Source organism: Lentzea sp. NPDC003310, from assembly GCF_040610935.1.
GTDB lineage: Bacteria > Actinomycetota > Actinomycetes > Mycobacteriales > Pseudonocardiaceae > Lentzea.
In genome coordinates this window covers 19,856-38,478 of sequence record NZ_JBEXNC010000031.1, presented here as the reverse complement: position 1 = coordinate 38,478, position 18,623 = coordinate 19,856, and the positions used below count along the sequence as shown (strand labels likewise).

General features: G+C 72.4%; 7 protein-coding genes. 4 read left to right on the top strand and 3 right to left on the bottom strand.

The genetic code is table 11. The features are described from left to right. Nucleotides 1–493 precede the first annotated feature (493 nt). Nucleotides 494–1,801, bottom strand: coding sequence for a helix-turn-helix transcriptional regulator (locus tag ABZX02_RS41580; RefSeq protein WP_355307238.1), 1,308 nt, complete (start codon nucleotides 1,799–1,801; stop codon nucleotides 494–496). A gap of 377 nt (nucleotides 1,802–2,178) precedes the next feature. Between ABZX02_RS41580 and ABZX02_RS41575 the strand changes: the two genes are divergently transcribed. From ABZX02_RS41575 to ABZX02_RS41560, 4 genes are all read left to right on the top strand, one after another. Continuing rightward, nucleotides 2,179–3,516, top strand: a complete 1,338-nt coding sequence (locus tag ABZX02_RS41575; protein WP_355307236.1) for a glutamine synthetase family protein — start codon at nucleotides 2,179–2,181, stop codon at nucleotides 3,514–3,516. A gap of 134 nt (nucleotides 3,517–3,650) precedes the next feature. Continuing rightward, the gene (locus ABZX02_RS41570) at nucleotides 3,651–4,901 is read left to right on the top strand and encodes an MFS transporter (protein WP_355307235.1); all 1,251 of its coding nucleotides are present in this window, start codon (nucleotides 3,651–3,653) and stop codon (nucleotides 4,899–4,901) included. Then, complete coding sequence (locus tag ABZX02_RS41565; protein ID WP_355307233.1) at nucleotides 4,843–14,784, top strand: MupA/Atu3671 family FMN-dependent luciferase-like monooxygenase; 9,942 nt, start codon at nucleotides 4,843–4,845, stop codon at nucleotides 14,782–14,784. The genes ABZX02_RS41570 and ABZX02_RS41565 overlap by 59 nt, the downstream gene beginning before the upstream one ends. A 44-nt stretch (nucleotides 14,785–14,828) precedes the next feature. Further along, the gene (locus ABZX02_RS41560) at nucleotides 14,829–16,076 is read left to right on the top strand and encodes an ATP-grasp domain-containing protein (RefSeq protein WP_355307231.1); all 1,248 of its coding nucleotides are present in this window, start codon (nucleotides 14,829–14,831) and stop codon (nucleotides 16,074–16,076) included. 57 nt (nucleotides 16,077–16,133) lie between these two features. Here ABZX02_RS41560 and ABZX02_RS41555 read toward each other — a convergent pair whose 3' ends face one another. Further along, entirely contained in the window at nucleotides 16,134–17,384 is a 1,251-nt protein-coding gene (locus ABZX02_RS41555; protein ID WP_355307229.1) for an ATP-grasp domain-containing protein, read from the bottom strand. After that, nucleotides 17,381–18,586 (bottom strand): MFS transporter, encoded by a 1,206-nt coding sequence (locus tag ABZX02_RS41550; protein WP_355307227.1) that lies wholly within the window; start codon nucleotides 18,584–18,586, stop codon nucleotides 17,381–17,383. The genes ABZX02_RS41555 and ABZX02_RS41550 overlap by 4 nt, the downstream gene beginning before the upstream one ends. Nucleotides 18,587–18,623: the final 37 nt, after the last annotated feature.

Here is an 18,623-nt window from a genome sequence, read left to right as displayed (position 1 = left end):
ACCTGGCGCCGCGGTCTACCCGGAGCGAATCCATCGAGACACCCAGCATCTTGCTAACCCCCAGTTGGTTAGGCGACCTACGCCGCGCGCAGTGGCGCGCTCGGCTACTGTTCCTTCTGCGGCACGGAAACTCGAACACCCAGACGTACCGCGCACCCCCTACTGCGGGCGACCATGCCATAAGGTCGGGGGCTCCGGAACAGCGTGGCAAGTTTGCCACGATTCCCACGGTCGATGTCAAGTAGTTGCCAACTCGGCGCCGATGTACCAGGGTGGTTCCAAACAGATTCACCACGCTCTGGGGGGAGCCGTGCGAAGAGGAAACGGTCGCGCGTGCGCGCCCTCCGCGACCGGAGGCCGCGCCGGACGTCACCGCGAAAGACCGGGGCGTGCTGGGAGCGCGAAGGCTAAGACGCGACGAGCCGGTGCCGGGACACGGTGGACGACGTCCCCGTGCCCCGGCACCGGCTCGGTCAGGCCGGCGGCCGCGGTCTCACTCCGCGGCGCTCAGGTCCCGGCTGTAGGCGGTCGAGAGCATCTTCGCGAGGCTGCGCCAGATGTCCGCGGCCAGCTCGATGTTCAGGCTGTCCTGCGCCTGCTGCGCGAGTTGCTGCAGGGCGCGGGATCCCTCCTCGCGGTCGCCGTCGATGATCCGCAGCTGCGCGCGCAGCGCCTCGAACCTCAACCGGTCGCGGAAGGACAGCAGCAGCTGCTGGTCGCCGAGTCGTGCGCAGAGTGTGCGCGCGTCGTCGATCCGGTTCTCCTCGAACGCGAGATGTGCGCTCAGCGCGAGGAGTTGCTGCTTGTACAGGTCGGTGCCGACCAGTTCGACGGCGGACGCGACCTCGTCGAGCCGGGCCCGCGCGCTGTCGATGAGCGCCGGCGTGATCTGCAGGTAGAGCGACACGGCCGCGAGCCGCAGGCGGACCCAGAGCATCAGGTCCTCGCGACTGTCCAACTGCGACAGTGCGCGCTCCAGCAGTGCCTTGGCCTCCGCGTGGTCGCTCTGCCTGATCCGCACGGTCGCGGCCGCCCAGAGCGCCTCGACGAGCAGCGAGCCGGTGCAGTCGGCGGTCAGCGCGCACAGCTCGTCCGCGTGCGCCCTGGCGTCGAGCAGCCTGCCCGACTCCGCCTCGGCGGAGATCAGCGCGTGCAGCACGGCGGCCTGGTCCGGCACCGAGAGCCCGACCATGAGCTCACGGGCCTCCTCGGCGTGCTGCCGGGCCATCGTGCTGTCACCGAGCAACCGGGCGCAGCGCGACATCCTGGTGCGCGCGCGAGCACGCAGCTCGAGCACGTCCAGGTCGTCGCTGAGCACCGTGAGCTCGGCGAGCAGCTTGTACTCCTCCTCGTGCCGCCCGGCCACGTCCCGGGACCGCGAGAGCAACCACAGCGCCTGCCACCGCTCCGCGGGATCCAGCTTGTCACCTGTGCGCAGAGCGTCGGCCAGCAGTTCGGAAAGGTCGTTGTCGTTCTCCGCGGACATCACCATGGCCAGCACCCGCGCGAGCGACGGAGTCTGCTCGTCGGCCTCGAAGGCCGACACCGGGACGCCGAGCTTCTTCATCAGGTGTTCCACCACCCGGTCCGTCGGCGGCCTGGCACCTGACTCCAACCGCGACAGATACCCGGTCGACAGGCCTCCCTCGGCCAGCTCCACCTGGGACAGCCCACGCTCGAGCCGCAACGCTCGGAGCCTCAGCCCGAAAGCCGGTTGTTCCAGCACTCGTCCCCCCTCTCCACGGGTCGAACGATCACTTGTGCGTACATTTTCCCCAGGTTGCCCACACTTGGCAAACATCTGCCTAGCGCGTCACACTCTTGGGGCAGTAATGATGCCACGGGCGCGACCGGTTTCCACGCTCAGCCCCCGTGTCGCCGGTGACGGTTGTGCCACGAACTCCCGCGACGTGCAGGGCCGGACCAGCGGACCGCCGGTTCATTCCATCTGAGACGGACGACGACGCGGTTGAACGTTTGTTGCCAAAGCCGAACGGCGGACGTGCTCGCCGAGGACCAGCGGTCCCGATCACGCGACGTCGATCGGGAAGACCGGCCCGACACCGAGGCCGAGATCCTCGCGAGACCCTCCCGGAGTGTCAAGTTTGCCACGGTTGCCAGAGTGTTTTCCCGTCTGGCAACCTGTGGTGTCCGTGTCGGACGAGCGTGGGGGCAGCCGTGAGGAGCAGGGGCGCCGACCGGCACGACGTCGAGCTGGTGCGGTTCCTGTGGGCCGACCTCAACGGCGTGCTGCGGGCCACCGGGGTGGCCCACGCGGCCCTACCTGCCCGGATGCGGTCGGGAATCGGGCTCGCGGCCACGCGGTACGCCGCCCACCTGCTCGACGTGGCCCCACCGGTCGACGGCCTCGACGACGTGCGCGAGGTGCGGGCGACCGCCGACCCCGGCACGTTCGGCCTGCTGCCGCACGCACCCGGCGCGGCGGCCGTGCTCACCGACCTCGTGCGGCCCGACGGCACGCCGTGGCCGGGGTGCCCGCGGGGTTTCCTGCGCGGGGCGATCGACCGGGCGGCCGGGCTCGGCTTCGAGGTCGTCGCGGCGTTCGAGCCGGAGTTCACGCTGCTGCGCCGGGACGACGAGGGCGCGTTGGTGCCGCTCGACGACAGCGTCACCTTCGAGCACGACGCGTTCGACCTGACCAACGACTTCGTGGTCGAGGTGTGCCGGGCGCTGCGGGCGCACGGCATCGAGGTCGAGCTGTACCACCCGGAGTTCGCGGCGGGCCAGCACGAGATGACCATCGGCAGCGCGCCGGCCCTGCGCGCGGCGGACAACCACGTCTGGCAGCGCGTGCTGATCCGCGGCATCGCGAGGACGTACGGCTGGCACGCCACCTTCGCGCCGGCCCCGCTGCCCGGTCTGCGCGGCAACGGCAACCACCTGCACCTCTCGCTGTGGCGGGAGGGCGTCGGCAACGCGTTCGCCGATCCCGCCGGCGCGCTCGGGCTGTCCCCGACGGCCCGGCACTTCATCGCGGGCGTGCTGGAGCACCTGCCGGGCCTGACCGCGTTGCTCGCCCCCAGCCTGAACAGCTACCGGCGGCTGCAGCGCGGGATGTGGTCCGGCGCGTTCGGGTGCTACGGCCCGGACAACCGCGAGGCCGCCGTGCGCGTCCCGGCCCCGTTGCGCGGCGACGAGCGCGGTTCGGCCAACATCGAGGTCAAACCGTGCGACGGCACCGCGAACCCCTACCTGGCACTGGGGGCGGTGATCCACGCGGGGCTCGACGGCGTGGTGCGGGAGCTCGACCCCGGCCCACCGGTGGCCGGAGCCCTCGCCGACCTCTCGGAGGCCGAACTGGACGAGCGGGGCGTGCGCTGGTCGCCGCGGTCGCTCGAGGAGGCGGTGGACGCGCTGGCGCGGGACGAGTTCCTGCTGGCGGCCCTGGGATCGCCGCTCAGCGAGCTGTACCTGGCCGTGAAGCGGGCCGACATCCTCGACCTCAAGGGGCTCGACGACGCGGCCCACCACGCCCTGTACACCGCGAGGTACTGACCACCGGATCGTCCACAACGGACGGTTTCGGGGCGTTCAGCCGGATGGCACAACTTTGCCCGATTTGTTGCCATAAGTTGCCAGAAATGACAGCCTGATCCCGCTGCCGAGGTGACGTTGGGGGTGTCGATTCCATGCGCGGCAACGATTGCGCGTTCGGTCAGGGCTCGCGGCTGCACTGGCTCGTCGCCGGGTACGCGCTGTCCACGGCGGGCAACTACCTCAACCTCGTCGCGCTCGGCCTCTACACCTTCCAGGTCACCGGCGACGGCCTCGGCGTCGCGCTGGTCATGGCGTTGCGCCTCGGCGCGGGCAGTGCCGGCGGGATCGCGGGCGGGTTCCTCGTCGCGCGGACCGACCGGCGCCGGCTCATGATCGGCGCGGACGTGGCGCAGGCGCTCGCGATGACCGCGCTCGTGCTCGGCCCGCGCGACGTCGGGTTGCTCGCCGTGGTCGTCGTGGTGCTCGGAGCGGGCAACTCCGTCTTCTCGGTGGCGTTGCGGACCTCTGTGCCGGACGTGGTCGGGCACGAGCAGCGGGTGCGGGCCAACGGTCTGCTGGTGACGGCGAAGTCGCTGGGCACGGTGGCGGGTTTCGCCTCGGCGGGAGTGGTGATCGGGACCGGTGGGCTCACCGCCGCGTTCGCCCTGAACGCCACCAGCTTCGTCGCGTCCGCGCTCACCGTGCTGATGATCCGGGTCCGCGTCGGCACACCGGTGGCCTCCACGGGCCGCCGGCGCGTGCCGAACGCGCTGGCGCTGGTTCCCGCTCTGCTGCTGGGAATGGTGGCGGTGCGCGGCGCCGACGCGCTGGCGTCGGCCTCGCACAACGTCGCCCTGCCGGTGCTCGCGAGCACCGGCCACGTGGCGGACGGTGCCGCGTTCCTGAGCCGGTTCTGGGTCATGTGGGCCGTCGGCACGCTGCTGGCGCACCAGGTGCTGACCCGGTGGCGGCGCTCCGGTGGCGCGCGGCGGGAGGAGCGGCTCTTCGCCGTCGCCACCGGCGTCATGGCCCTGTCGTTCCCGCTCGCGTTCACCGGACTGCCCGCGCCCGCGCTGATGTGCGCGGCGCTCGTGGCCGGGCTGGCCGACGGGGTCGCCGAGATCACCTGCACGTCGCGGCTGCAGGAGCTGCCCGAACCGCGCCGCGGTGCGGTGTTCGGGCTCGCCGCGACCGCCGAGACCGCCGGTTTCGCCACCGGCATGGTCGCGGCGGGTGCCGTGCTCGAAGTCCTTCCCGCTGCCGCGACCGTGGCGCTGTTCCACGGCGTCGCGCTGTGCGCGGCAGCGGTCTTCCTTGTGTCGAGCTACGTGGGGGGAACCGATCATGACGAGCACCTGGACGCGGGCGTACCGCACAGGTCCGGAGCTGGTGCTGACCGCTGACGACCCGACCGGCGTCGCGGACGCGTTGCTGCGCGCCGCCTCGTCCCGCCCGCACGCCGGCGTGGTCGTGGTCGGCGCGGACGGCCGGGACGAGCTCATCACGTACCCGCGGCTGCTGGAGCGGGCGTGCCGAGTCCTGAGTGGACTGAGGGCGCTCGGTGTCCGGCAGGGCGACCACGTCGTGTTGTGCGGGCTGGAGATCGCGGACCTCCTCACCGCCTTCTGGGCGTGCGCGCTCGGCGGCGTCCGGCCGGCGGTGATCGCGGAACCAGTCGCGGACGGCGGCCCGGCGCTGGACCGGCTGCGGCACACCTGGCGGTTGCTCGGCGAACCGCTCGTGGTCGGCGACGCCGACGGCTTCCGCACCACCTCGGTCACCGACTGCCTGCGGCACGAACCGGCCCGGGACTTCGCGCGCGTCGCCGACGAGGACGTCGTCGTGCTGATGCTCTCGTCCGGCAGCACCGGCGCGTCCAAGGCCGCGCAGCTCACCCAGCGCGCGCTGGTGAGCTTCGCCGCGAGCACGCGCCGGATCTTCGACGCCCGTCCCGGCGACGTCATGCTGAACTGGCTGCCGCTCGACCACAGCGGCGCCTTCCTGCTCTACCACCTGCTGCCGGTGTTCGCGGGCTGCACCAACGTGCACGCGCCGACGTCGTACGTCCTCGCGGACCCGGCGCGCTGGCCGGACCTGATGGCGCGGTACCGCGCGAACCACAGCTGGGCGCCGACGTTCGCCTACCAGCTCGTGGTGGACGCCGCCGGTGCCCGCCGCTGGGACCTGTCCGACATCCGCACGCTGCTGTGCGGCGGCGAACAGGTGCTGCTCCCCGTGCTCGAGCGGTTCACGGCCACCACCGGCGTCGGCCTCGACCGCTACCTGTCCGCGTGGGGCATGGCGGAGACCACGACCGCCATCACGTTCGGCAGGCTGACCGAACCGGGCTCCGTGCTCCGCGTGCGGAAGTCGAGCCTCGGCGGCGACCTGGAACCCGCGGACTCCGGCACCCCGGACGACGAGGTGACGACGTTCGTCGCCGTAGGCCCGCCCGCGCACGAGACGACGTTGCGGATCGTGGACGGCGAGGGCGTCGTCCTGCCGGAGAACCGGATCGGGCGGCTGCACGTCAGCTCGGTCCGCGTCACGCCCGGCTATCTCAACGCGCCGGAGGCCACGGCTGCGGCGTTCGTCGAGCCGGGGTGGTTCGACACCGGGGACCTCGGGTTCCTGTCCGACGGGCAGCTCGTGATCACCGGGCGGTACAAGGACGTCATCGTGGTGAACGGGCACAACCACTTCGCGCACGAGATCGAGGAGGTGGCCGCGTCCGTGCCCGGGGTGCGGATCGGTGCTGTCGGGGCGTGCGGGGTGCCCGACGAGCGGACCGGCAGTGAGCGGCTCGCGGTGTTCTTCGAGAGTGGCGGGGACGACGCTGGGGTTGCCGCAGCGATCCGGCGGGTGTTGCACGCCCGGCTGCGGCTCGGGTCGGTGTGGGTGGAGGCGGTGCCGGGTGGGGAGTTCCCGCGGACGCCCGCGGGGAAGGTGCAGCGAGCTCGGCTGCGGGAGCGGGCGGTGGGACGGTTGGCGGCGGGCCGCGAGCCGGTGGCGGGCCAGCGGTCTGCGGCAGCCGGCGATTCCGTCGCGGACGTCGTCGCGACCACCGTGGCCGCCCTCCTCGGCCACCCCCTCGACCCGCACCTCCCGTTCTACGACGCCGGCCTGACCTCCGTATTGCTGATCCAGCTGCGCGACCGCCTCGAACGCGCCCTCGGCCGCGAGATCCCGGCCACCGCCCTGTTCGAGCACCCCACCACCGCCGCACTGACAACCCACCTCGACCAAACGCAAGCCACCCGCTCCCCCGCCGACCCCACACCGCCGCCCGCGGACACCCGGATCGCCGTCATCGGCATGGCGTTGCACTTCCCCGGTGCCAACTCGCCCGACGAGTTCTGGGCGAACCTGAGCTCCGGCGTGGACAGCGTCCGCCGGTTCCCGGACGACGGCAGCGGCCGGGTGCCGGTGATGGGCGCGATCGACGACGTGGACGCGTTCGACGCCGAGTTCTTCGGCATGACGCCGCACGAGGCGGCGGTGACCGATCCGGCGCAGCGGTTGTTCCTGCAGCTGTGCCACCAGGCGCTGGAGGACGCCGGGCACGCCGCGACCACCGAACGGGTCGGTGTGTACGCGGGGTCCGGCGCGAACCTCTACGGCGGGCGCGGAAGTGCCGCGCCGGGGGACGACTCCGCGGCGAACCTGCAGCGCACGATCGGGCGGGCGCCCGACTTCCTGGCCACCCGCGTCGCCTACCGGCTCGGGCTCACCGGTCCGGCGCTCGCCGTGCAGACCGCCTGCTCGACCTCGTTGGTGGCGGTGCACCTCGCGGTGCAGGCGTTGCTCGCGGACGAGACGGACCTGGCGCTGGCCGGTGCCGCGGCCGTGCACCTGCCGCAGGAGGAGGGATACCTGCCCGGTTCGCCCTTGTCGCCGACGGGGCGGTGCCGGCCGTTCGACGCCGCGGCCGACGGGACCGTCGGGGGCAACGGGGTGGCCGCCGTGGTGCTGAAGCGGCTCGACCGGGCGCTTGCGGACGGGGACACCGTGCACGCGGTGATCCTCGGGTCCGCGGTGAACAACGACGGGGCGGGCAAGGCCGGGTTCGCGGCTCCGGGGGTGGGCGGGCAGGTCGACGTCGTGCGGCGCGCGTTGCGGCGGGCCGGGGTGGCACCCGGTTCCGTCTCGTACGTGGAGGCGCACGGGACTGGTACCGAGCTCGGGGATCCGATCGAGTTCGAGGCGTTGACGCGGGCTTTCGGCGAGAGCTCGGACGGGTTCTGCTCGCTCGGGTCGGTCAAGGGCAACATCGGTCACCTGGACAGCTGCGCCGGGATGGCCGGGCTCATCAAGACGGTGCTCATGTTGCGCCACAAGAAGTTGGTGCCGACAGTCGGGCTGGAGCGGCCCAACCCCGCGCTGCGTCTCGAGAACAGCCCGTTCACGCTCGCCACGCGGACCGCCGCGTGGACGTCCGCCGGGCCGTTGCGGGCCGGGGTCAGCGCGCTCGGTGTCGGTGGCACCAACGCGCACGTCGTGCTGGAGGAGGCGCCGGCTCGGCGGGCGACCGCGGAGACGGGGCTGCCGCTGATCGCACCGCTGTCCGCGCGCACGCCCGAGGCGTTGCGGGAGCTGGTCGAGAGCACGCGGTCGCACCTGTCCGCGCGGCCCGCCGACGCGGCGGCGACGCTCGCGTTGGGGCGCCGGCACTTCGCGCACCGGGCCTTCGCGGTCGGTGCCGAACTCGACGAGGTCGTCGTGCCGCGGGACCCGGAGCCGTTGCGGCGACTGGTGTTCGCGTTCTCCGGGCAGGGCAGTGCGCGGTTCGGCATGGCGCGGGAGCTGTACGACGCGTTCCCCGTGTTCCGCGACACGATCGACCAGGCCGGTGACGGGCTGCGCGACCTCCTGCTCACGCCGGGGTCCGGGGTGTGGCCGACGGACACCGCCCAGCCCGCGCTCTTCGTGTTCGAGGTCGCGCTCGCGCGGCTGTGGGAGAGCTTCGGCATCACGCCCGACGCCGTCACCGGGCACAGCCTCGGCGAGTACGCGGCCCTGTGCGTGGCCGGCTCCCTCACGTTCGAGGACGGGCTGCTGCTCACCACCGCGCGCGGCCGGGTCATGGCGGGCGCCGCGGAGGGCGCGATGGTGTCCGTGCGGGCCGGTTCCGCTGTGGCCCAGCGGATCGCGGCCGCGTCCGGGACGGAGGTCGCCGCGGTCAACGGCGCCGAGTCGCACGTCCTCGCGGGCGGCGTCGAGGCCGTGGCACGGGCCGAGGAGCTGCTCGGCCGCGAGGGCCTGCGGTACCGGCGGCTGGCGGTAGACCGCGCGTTCCACACCGCGCTGCTCGACGACGCGCTGCGCCGGTTCCGCACGCACCTCGGCGACGTGGTGTTCCGGCCGGTCTGCATCCCGTTCGTCAGCTCGCTGGACGGTGAGGAGCGCGGCATCGGCTGGGCCCCCGGAGCCGACCACGTGATCAGGCAGGCCCGCCAGGCGGTCCGGTTCGACCTGGTGCTGTCCACTGTGGACGACGGCGATCTGCTGGAGGTGGGACCCGGCGAGACGCTCGTGGCGCTGACCGAAAGCGGACTCGCCTCGCAGCGGCCGGACACCGACCCGGTCAGCGGCCTGTGGCACGCCCTGGGCACGCTCTACACGCGCGGCGCCGACGTGAACTGGGCGGCGGTCGTCCGCGGCGGGCACCGCGTGTCGTTGCCGGGCCATCCGCTCCGGAAGACGCGGTTCGCGGAGGAACCGCCACCACCGGAGGACACGCCAGCCCGGGTGGACGGCCGGCTCGGTGCCGTGGAGGCCGTCGTGGCCCGCGTCCTCGGCTCGGACCGCGTCACGCCGGACGCGTCGTTCCTCGAGCTGGGCGCGGACTCGCTGACGCTGATGAGCCTCGCCAGGGCGATCGGCGCGGAGTTCGGCACGCAGCTCCCGGTGCGCCGGTTCTTCACGGACGCGGACACCCCGCGCAAGCTCACCGCGCTGCTCGCGCCGCAGGAGGTCGCCGAGACACCGCCGGACACGCGCGATCTCGTGGCCCACCAACTGAAGCTGAGCGAGCGCCTCCTCGACCTCGTGCAGCAGCAGCTGAACGCGGTGACGAACCGGCCCGTGGTGGTCGCTCCCGCACCGCCGGCACCCGCGCCCGCCCCACAGCCCGTCGTGCCCTCCACCTCGTCGTGCGACTTCAGCCTGTACTTCTTCGGCGACTACGCGGACCAGGCGGCGGGCGACAAGTACGCGCTGATCAACGCCGCCACCGAGTTCGCGGACCGGCACGACTTCCACGCGGTGTGGTTGCCGGAACGGCACTTCCACTCTTTCGGCGCGCTGTTCCCCAACCCGTCGGTGCTCGCCGCGTCACTCGCGGCGCGCACCGAGAAGATCCGGCTGCACGCGGGGTCCGTGGTGCTGCCGCTGCACAACCCGATCCGCGTCGCGGAGGAGTGGTCGGTCGTCGACAACCTCTCCGGCGGACGGGCGGGCCTGTGCGTGGCGAGCGGCTGGCACGCCAACGACTTCGCGCTGGCACCCGAGAACTTCGGCCGGCACCGCGAGCTGATGTACGAGCAGCTGGAGACGGTGAAGGCGCTGTGGTCGGGCGAGGCGGTCGCCGCGACGTCCGGCAGCGGTGAGCCGATCGAGGTGCGGCTGATGCCCCGGCCTGTCCAGGACCTGCCGCCGCTGTCCGTCGCGGTAGTCGGCAACCCGGACAGCTACCGCCGTGCCGCGCGGGAGGACCTCGGCGTGGTGACCAACCTGATGGCGCAGACCGTCGAGGAACTGGCCGCCAACATCGCGCTCTACCGCCGGACCCGGGCCGAGCACGGACTCGATCCCGCGGCGGGACGGGTCGTCGTGCTCGTGCACACCTACCTCGGCGACGACGAGGAGCGGACCCGCGCGGAGGCCTTCGCACCGTTCTGCGCCTACCTGCGGTCGTCGCTGTCGCTGTTCAACCAGGTGACCAACAGCCTCGGCATCGACGTCGACCTCGACCAGACGCCCGAGGAGGACCTGGAGTTCCTGCTGGAACGCGCCTACGAGCGGTACTGCGAGTCCCGCGCGTTGATCGGCACGGAACGCACCGCCGCGGCCGTCGTCGACCGGTTGCTGGCCGCCGGGGTGGACGAGATCGCGTCCTTCGTGGACTTCGGCGTGCCGGCCGACCGCGTGCTGGACGCGTTGCCGGCGCTCGACCGGCTGCGCGAGCGGTACCGGACCGGACTGCCGCTCTCCCCCGCGCAACGGCGCATCTGGCTGACCGAGCAGCTGACGCCGGGCACGAACCTCTACCTCGAACCCAAGGCGATCCGGCTGCGCGGCGAGCTGGACGAGGACCGGCTGGTCGCGGCGCTGAACCAGGCCGTGAACCGGCATCCCGAGCTGCGCAGCACGTTCCGCGACGACGGCGGCACCCCGGCGAAGGTGGTGCTGCCGTCGATCGACCTCGACTGCCCCGTGCTGGACCGCGCCGGCCTCACCGAGGAGGAGGCCGTGCGGGACGCCCTGCGCGATAGTGGGTCCGTCGACCTCGCGGAGGGGCCGCTGATCACCGCACGGCTGCTGCGCCTGCGTCCCGACCACCACGTGCTCTTCCTGCTGGTGCACCACATCGTGTTCGACTCGTCGTCGACGGCGGTGCTGGTGCGCGACCTGGCGGCCTGCTACGCGGGCGAGGCGCCGCCGGCGCTGCCGATCCGCGTGACCCCCGCGGCCGGTGACGCCGAGAAAGCGGCCGACCTCGCGTTCTGGCGGGAGGAACTGGCCGGCGCGCCTGAGCTGCGCCTGCCCACCGACCGGCCGCGTCCCCCGGTGCGCACCGGGGAGGGCGCGAGCTTCACGTGGGAGTTCGACGTGACCGGGATGGACGAGTTCTGCGCGCGGCACCGGGCGACGGCGTTCATGGCGCTGCTCGGCGCGGTCGGCGTGGCGCTCGGCCGGTTCAGCGGGCAGGAGGACGTCGTGCTGGGCACGGCGGTGAGCAACCGGCCGCCGGGAGCCGAGGACGAGGTCGGCCTGTTCCTCGACACCGTCGCGCTGCGCCTCGACCTGACCGGCGACCCGGCGTTCACGCGCGTGCTGGACCGCGTGCGCGACCGCACCACGGCCGCCTACGAGCACCGCGCCCTCCCGTTCGACGAACTGGTCGGGGAGCTGAACCCGCCGCGCGACCCCGGCCGCACGCCGGTGTTCCAGGTGCTCGTCGAGTACGAGCACGAGGGCACGGCGGACTTCGCGGGTCCGCTCTCCGCGCGGCTGCTCGACGTGCCGAGCGACCGGGCGCCGTTCGACCTCACGCTCTACCTGACGCGCCACCGCGACGGGCTGCGGTGCTCGGTCGAGTACGACAGCACGTTGTTCGACGAGAGCACCGTGCGCCGGATGCTCGACCTCGTCGACACGGTGCTGCGGCGGGCGATCGCACGTCCCGGTGCTCCGCTGTCCGACCTGATCGCGCCCACCGAGTCCGAACGGGCGGCGGTGCGGTCGTGGCACGGCGAGTCCGTGCCCGTGCCCGACGTGTGCCTGCACGAGCTGGTCGAGCAGCAGGCGCGGCGGACACCGGACGCCGTGGCGGTGCTCGGGGACGGCGTCGAGGTGTCGTACCGGGAACTGGACCAGCGCGCGGACCTGGTCGCACGACGGCTGCACGACCGCGGCGTCCGGCCGGGCGACTTCGTCGCGCTGCTCCTGCCCCGCGGGCCGGAGCTGCTGACCGCGCTGCTCGGGGTGCTGAAGAGCGGCGCGGCCTACGTGCCGATCGACCCCGCGACCCCGCCGGCACGACGCGACCTGCTGGTGAGCGACAGCGGCGCCGTGCTCACGTTGGCCGAGAACGATCCTGTCCTCGCTCCCGGCGACCCCGTCGAACCGCTGCGCCTGAAGTCCACTTCGGACAGTGCGGCGTACTGCATCTACACCTCGGGCTCGACGGGCAGGCCGAAGGGCGTCGTCGTCCCGCACCGCGGTCCGGTGAACCTGGTCCGGTGGCACCTCGGGCGGCACGAACCCATGCGCACTGCCCAGTGGACGTCGGTGGCGTTCGACGTGAGCGTGCAGGAGATCTTCACGACGCTCGCCTCCGGTTCGACCCTCGTGCTGGTGAGCGAGGAGGAACGGCACGACCTGGCGAAGGTGGTGAGGAAGTTCGGCGTGCAGCGGCTGTTCCTGCCGTTCACACCGCTGAAGTACCTGCTGGAGTCCGGGCCGTCGCTGCCGTCGCTGCGCGAGGTCTTCTCGGCGGGCGAGGCGATGACCCTGACGCCCGCGCTGCGCCGGTTCCTCGCCGCCCACCCGTCCTGCGCGCTGCACAACCAGTACGGCCCGACCGAGACGTCGATCATCGTCACGTCGCAGCGGGTCGACCCCGCCGGCGAGGCCCGCCCGTCCATCGGCAGGCCGGTCGACGGGGTGGAGCTGCGGCTGGTCGACCCCACCGGCCGGGAGGTGCCGGTGGGCGCGGTCGGCGAGATCCAGATCTCCGGACCGGCGGTGGCACAGGGATATCGCGGCCAGGTCCCGTTCGGCGGTGTGTACCGCACCGGCGACCTCGGCCGGTGGCGCACCGACGGCACGGTCGAGTACCTCGGCCGCCGGGACGACCAGGTGAAGATCCGCGGCCACCGGGTCGAACCTGGCGAGGTGACGGTCGCGCTCTCCCGGCTGCCCGGTGTCACCGACGCGGCCGTGGTCGTCGGACGGGACGCGCACGACGAGCCCGAACTCGTCGCGTACGTCGTGTCGGACCGCACCGACCTCGCCGACGAACTGGCCCGCGAGCTGCCCGCCCACCTCGTGCCGCGCAGGTGGGTGCGGCTGGACCGCCTGCCGTACAGCACGAACGGCAAGCTGGACCGCGGCCGGCTGCCCGCGCCGACCGCAGAGTCCACTGTGGACGCGAATTCCACCAGCCCCGCGCTGCACGAGCTGTGGTGCGCCGAACTCGGTCTGGACTCCGTGCCCGACGACAGGTCCTTCTTCGAACTGGGCGGGCACTCGCTGGGCGCCATCCGGCTGGTGAACCGCCTGGCGGCCGAGCACGGCGTCGAGCTGACCATGGCCGAGTTCTTCCGCGCGCCGACCATCAGGGCGGTCGCGGCGCGGATGGCCGCGACCGAGTTCCCACTGCCCTCGACGCTGCGCCGGGTCTGGCGGCGGCACCACGAGCGCGTGGACCCGTCGGTGTACAACATCGCGCACCGCGCCGACATCCACACCGCACTCGACCCGGCCGCGTTGGAACGCGCGCTCGCCGAGCTGGTGCGCCGGCACGACGGGCTGCGGCTGCGGCTGACGGGTGAGTCGGCGGAGGTGGTGCGGCGGGTGCCCGTCAAGCTGCCGGTCAGCACCCCCGCCGACGTGGACGCCTGGTGCGAGGAGGAGGCGGCGCGGCCGTTCGCGCTCGACCGGGCACCGCTCTTCCGGTTCCGCCTGGCGCGGCTCGGTGCCGAGCACTGGGTGCTGCTCGCCGTGTGGCACCACGCGGTGTGCGACGCGTGGTCGTTGCCGATCCTGTGGCGCGAGATCGGTGAGCTGTACCGCGGCGTCCGGCTCGCACCGGCGGCCCAGTACCCGGACTACGCCCGGTGGCAGCGAGAGCAACCGAAGGCAGAGCAAGAACGCTTCTGGCGCAGGGAACTGGCGGGAGCGCCGCTGCGCACGGCGTTGCCGACCGACCGGCCGCGCCCGGAACGGTTGTCCGGCCGCGGCGCGCACCACGAGTTCGTCCTCGGTGCAGCGGCGGAGGTGCGGGCGCTCGCGACGGAACTCGGCACCACGCCGTACACCGTGCTCGCCACCGCGTTCTCGCTGTGGCTCGCCGGTGTCAGCGGGCAGGCCGAGGTCGTGCTCGCCGCGTCCAGCGCGAACCGCCTGCGGGCCGAGCACGAGGGCGTGGTCGGGATGGTCGGTGACGCGGTGCTGCTGCGGGTGCGCCCGTCCGGTGGGTTCGCGGACCAGGTCGCGCGGTTCGGCGACACCCTCTACACCGCCCTGGACCACCAGGTGCTGCCGCTCACCGAGGTCGTGCGCCTGGTCGACCCCGAGGTGGCCGACGGGCTGTTCCCGACCGTGCTGTTCACCGTGGTGACGACCGAACGGCCCGAGCTCGGCCTGCCGGGGTCCACCGTCCGGCCCGTCGTCCGCCCCGGCCTCGCCCGCAACGAGCTGTACGTGGTGCTGGTGCCGGAGGAGGACGAGGTCCGCGTGGTGTTCGAGTACTCCACCGACCTCTTCGACCACGAGACGGTGGTGGCCTGGGGCGACGAGTTCACCTCGCTGGTTTCCAAGATATTGCCAACGCGCGGATAGCGGTGGCACGATCGTTGGCAAACACCGACAACCCGGGGGATTCCATGACCGCGCAAGGCAGTCCGGTGGCCGTGATCGTCGACGTGTACACCTGCAGCGAACCCCTGCTCCAGGGGTTCCTGAAGGCGGGCGCGGAGGTGGTGCAGGTCCGGCCGCGACCCGAGGTGGCGCCCGCCATCCCCGGGATGGCCTACCTGGCGTCCGTGGAGGGCGCGGACGTCGGCGACCTCGCCGCCCGGCTGGCCGGGTACTCCCCCGTCGCGGTGGTGGCCGGGCAGGAGCCGGACGTGCCGCTCGCGGACGCGCTCGCCGCGAAGCTGGGCCTCGCGGGCAACGACCCGGCGCGGTCCCTGGTGCGGCGGGACAAGTTCGCGATGATCGAGGCACTGCGCGAGGCCGGGCTGCACTGCGCCGACCAGTTCAAGAGCGGTGACGTCGACGAGGTCGTGGGCTGGGCGCTGCGGCTCGGGAGGTTCCCGGTGGTGGTCAAGCCGCTGACCTCCGCCGGCACCGACAAGGTGACCGTGTGCCGCACCGCGGGCGAGGTGCGGCAGGCGGCGAGCGCGATCATCGGCACCGCCACGATCTTCGACGACCCGAACGACGAGGTGCTCGTCCAGTCCTATTTGGAGGGCACCGAGTACGTGGTGGACATGGTCTCCGTGGGCGGCCGCCGCTACACCTGCGGCGTCTGGGAGTACCGCAAGAAGCTGCTGCACGGGAAGTACAACATCTACGACACCGAGACGATCCTCCCGCACGACGAGCACCCGGTGCCCGAGCTGATCGCCTACGTCGACAAGGCGTTGGCGGCACTGGGGATCGAGCACGGTTCGAGCCATGCCGAGGTGATCCTGACACCGGACGGCCCGGCGCTCGTGGAGGTCGGCGCGCGCACCGGCGGCAACATGCAGCCGGACTTCCACGACCGGTGCCTCGGCGCGAACCAGGCCGACGTCGCCGCGCTGTCCTACGTGGACCCGGAGCGGTTCCTGGCCGAGTACGCGGACCGCACCTACCGCAAGCTCAAGGAGGCGTGGGTCTACAGCACGCCGACCGACCTCGACGGGGTCGTCGACCACTGGGACGAGGCGGTGCTGGCGGACATCGACGCCCTGCCCTCGGTGTTCTGGAAGCTGATCAAGGCGCAGCCCGGCGGCACGATCACGCCGACGATCAGCCTCAAGACGAGCACCATGAAGATCTGTCTGCTCGCCGACGACGAGACGCAACTCCTCGAGGACTACCAGCGCATCCAGGAGCTCAAGGACAAGGTCTTCCACCTGCGGTGAAAGGAAAAGCCGCCACGCACCGGGAGAGGGTGTGTGGCGGCTTTTCCGTCCGGCGGATCAGACCTGCTTGGTCTCGACCCTGATCAGCTCGATCGCGCGCTTGGCCGTCGCGTGGGCGGCGAGCGCCGTCTCCCCCGACGCCGTGACGACGGCGGTGCGATCCCAGGAGCTGCGCAGCGGGTGCACGGTCTTGCCCACCTGCACGCCCACGTCGCAGGTCTGCACGCCCGGCAGCGCCCGCGCGTCCTCGACGCCGTCCACGGAGATCACCTCGCCGGGGGTGGCGGTGCCGTGCCACGTCGCCGCACCGAGCTCGGCGCTCTGCGGGCACTCCGGCCGCCGTCCCGACATGAGGTCGGCGTACGCGCGGAACAGGTCGAACCGGTAGGCGGTCTGCACGAGCTCCAGGATGAAGTCGCCCGGCTGCCGGCCCGCGCACTCCACGAGGTACGGCTTGCCGTCCTGGACGATCCACTCGCAGTGCACGAGCCCGGTGCCGAAACCGATGGCCGCCAACAGCCGTTCGGTCTCGGAGACGAGCAACGCGGTCAGCTCCGGCGACACCGGCGCCGGCACGAGGTGGCCGAGCTCGACCGGGCGCGGACCGGGGTGCAGCACCTTCGCCGTGACGTTGGCGAACGACCGGTCCCCGTGGGAGTACAGCATCTCCACGCTGTACTCGTCCCCGGTGACGAACTGCTCGACCAGCATCCGCAGCTCGGGCGTGCGGTCGGGCAGGCAGCTCTCCTCCTCGTGGTCGAGACACTGCTCCCACGCCTGCGGGATCGTGGCGGGATCGGTCACCGCGAGCGTGCCGATCGACGCCTGGCGGTTGGCCGGCTTGATGATGATCGGGCCGGCGACCTCCCGCTGGAACGCCGCGACCTCCTCGGCCGACGACACCGGCCGCGACGCCGGGTTCCCGATGCCCGCCGCGGCGGCCACCGTGCGCAGGAGGTGCTTGTCCCGCAGGACCTCCGCCGCGCCGAGGCTCGCGCCGGGAACCCCGTAGCGCTCGGCGATGCGGGCCGCCGCGGGCACCGCGTAGTCGTGTCCGGGCACGACCGCGACCGGGTCGAGGTCCTGGTGCTCCAGGAAGAACTTGTCCGCGCCGCCGGGCAGCAGGAACTCCGTCTCGATCAGCTCGCGGCACACGGCGGCGCCGTCGGTCATCGCACGGGCGCCGCGCTTGCGCACGGGGTCCGGTTCCTCCAGCACCACCACGCCGTTCTCCGGCAGGAAGCGGTCGAACTCCGCCACCAGCATCGAGGAGTAGCCGACGATCAGCACCGGCCGGGGGTTGCTCATGAGACGGTCCTTTCCACAACGGCACGGCGCACGAACGGCGCGGCACCCGCGACGGTCAGCGCGGCGAGCACCAGCCAATAGACGTTCCCGGCCCCGCGGTCCCAGCAGAGGAGGAACAACGAGCCGCCGAACAGCGAGCCGACGGCCTCCCCGGTCGTCCAGGCGACGCCCTGCAAGTTCGACGACACCAGGCGGGGAACGCTCGAGATGCGGTTGAACGCGATGCTCACCGTCGGCGTGAACAGCATCTCGGCGACGACGAACACCGCCATCGCGATCACCGTGCCGACCAGGAACGGCAGCCCGACGCCGAGCAGCACCATCGCGACGCCGAACAGCAGCACCGCCGCGGTGAGGATCGCGAGCGGCTGCCACCCGGCCCGCAGGACGCGGTTGGAGGCGGCCGTGACGAACACCTGCAGCAGCACGATCGCGATCGGCGGGCCGGCGAGCAGCGACCCGCGCAGCACCGCCGAGTCCACGGCGAACGCGACCAGCAACGCGAACGCCGAGTAGAACTGGGCGTAGGCGAACGCACCGGTCGCGGTCAGCACCATGGCCTCGCGGCACTGCCGGTCCCGCAACACCTTGAGCCTCGCGAAGAAGCCCTCCGACCGTTCGCGCACGGCCTCCGGCGGGTACTGCCCGCGCGGCAGCCCGACCAGCAACGCCACCGCCGCCAGCAGGTACGCGCCGCCGACGAAGGCGAGCAGCGGGCGGCTGTCCCCCGAGACGTACAGCGCCGCCGCGATGAACGGGCCGAGCGACGCGGCGGCGTTCGTCGCGATCTGCTGGATCGAGTAGATCGTGTTGCGCCCGGTCTCACTCTCGATCATCTCCGCGATCAGCACCCGCGCGAGCACCGCGTGCACGCTGATGCCGAAGCCCGCCACGAACAGCAGGACGAGGACGACCACCGGGTTGCCGCTGTAGGGCAGCAACCCGAACCCGGCCGCGGCGAACACCATGCTCGCGGGCAGCGTGGCGCGATAGGTGAACCGCGGCAGCCACCGGGTGACGAGCAGGGACGACAGCCCGGAGCTCAGCATGTGGCCGAACAGGCCCACGCCGGTGATGATCCAGTCCGGGCCGTCGCTCTGGCTCGCGAGCAGCACGGCGATGACCGGCATCAGCGAGAAGCGGCCGAAGTTGGACAGCAGGTAGTCGAACGCGAGCGTCAGCCTCAGCACCGGTGGGCTCATCCGCCGGTCCGCCACTTGCTCCGGCGCGACGCTCATA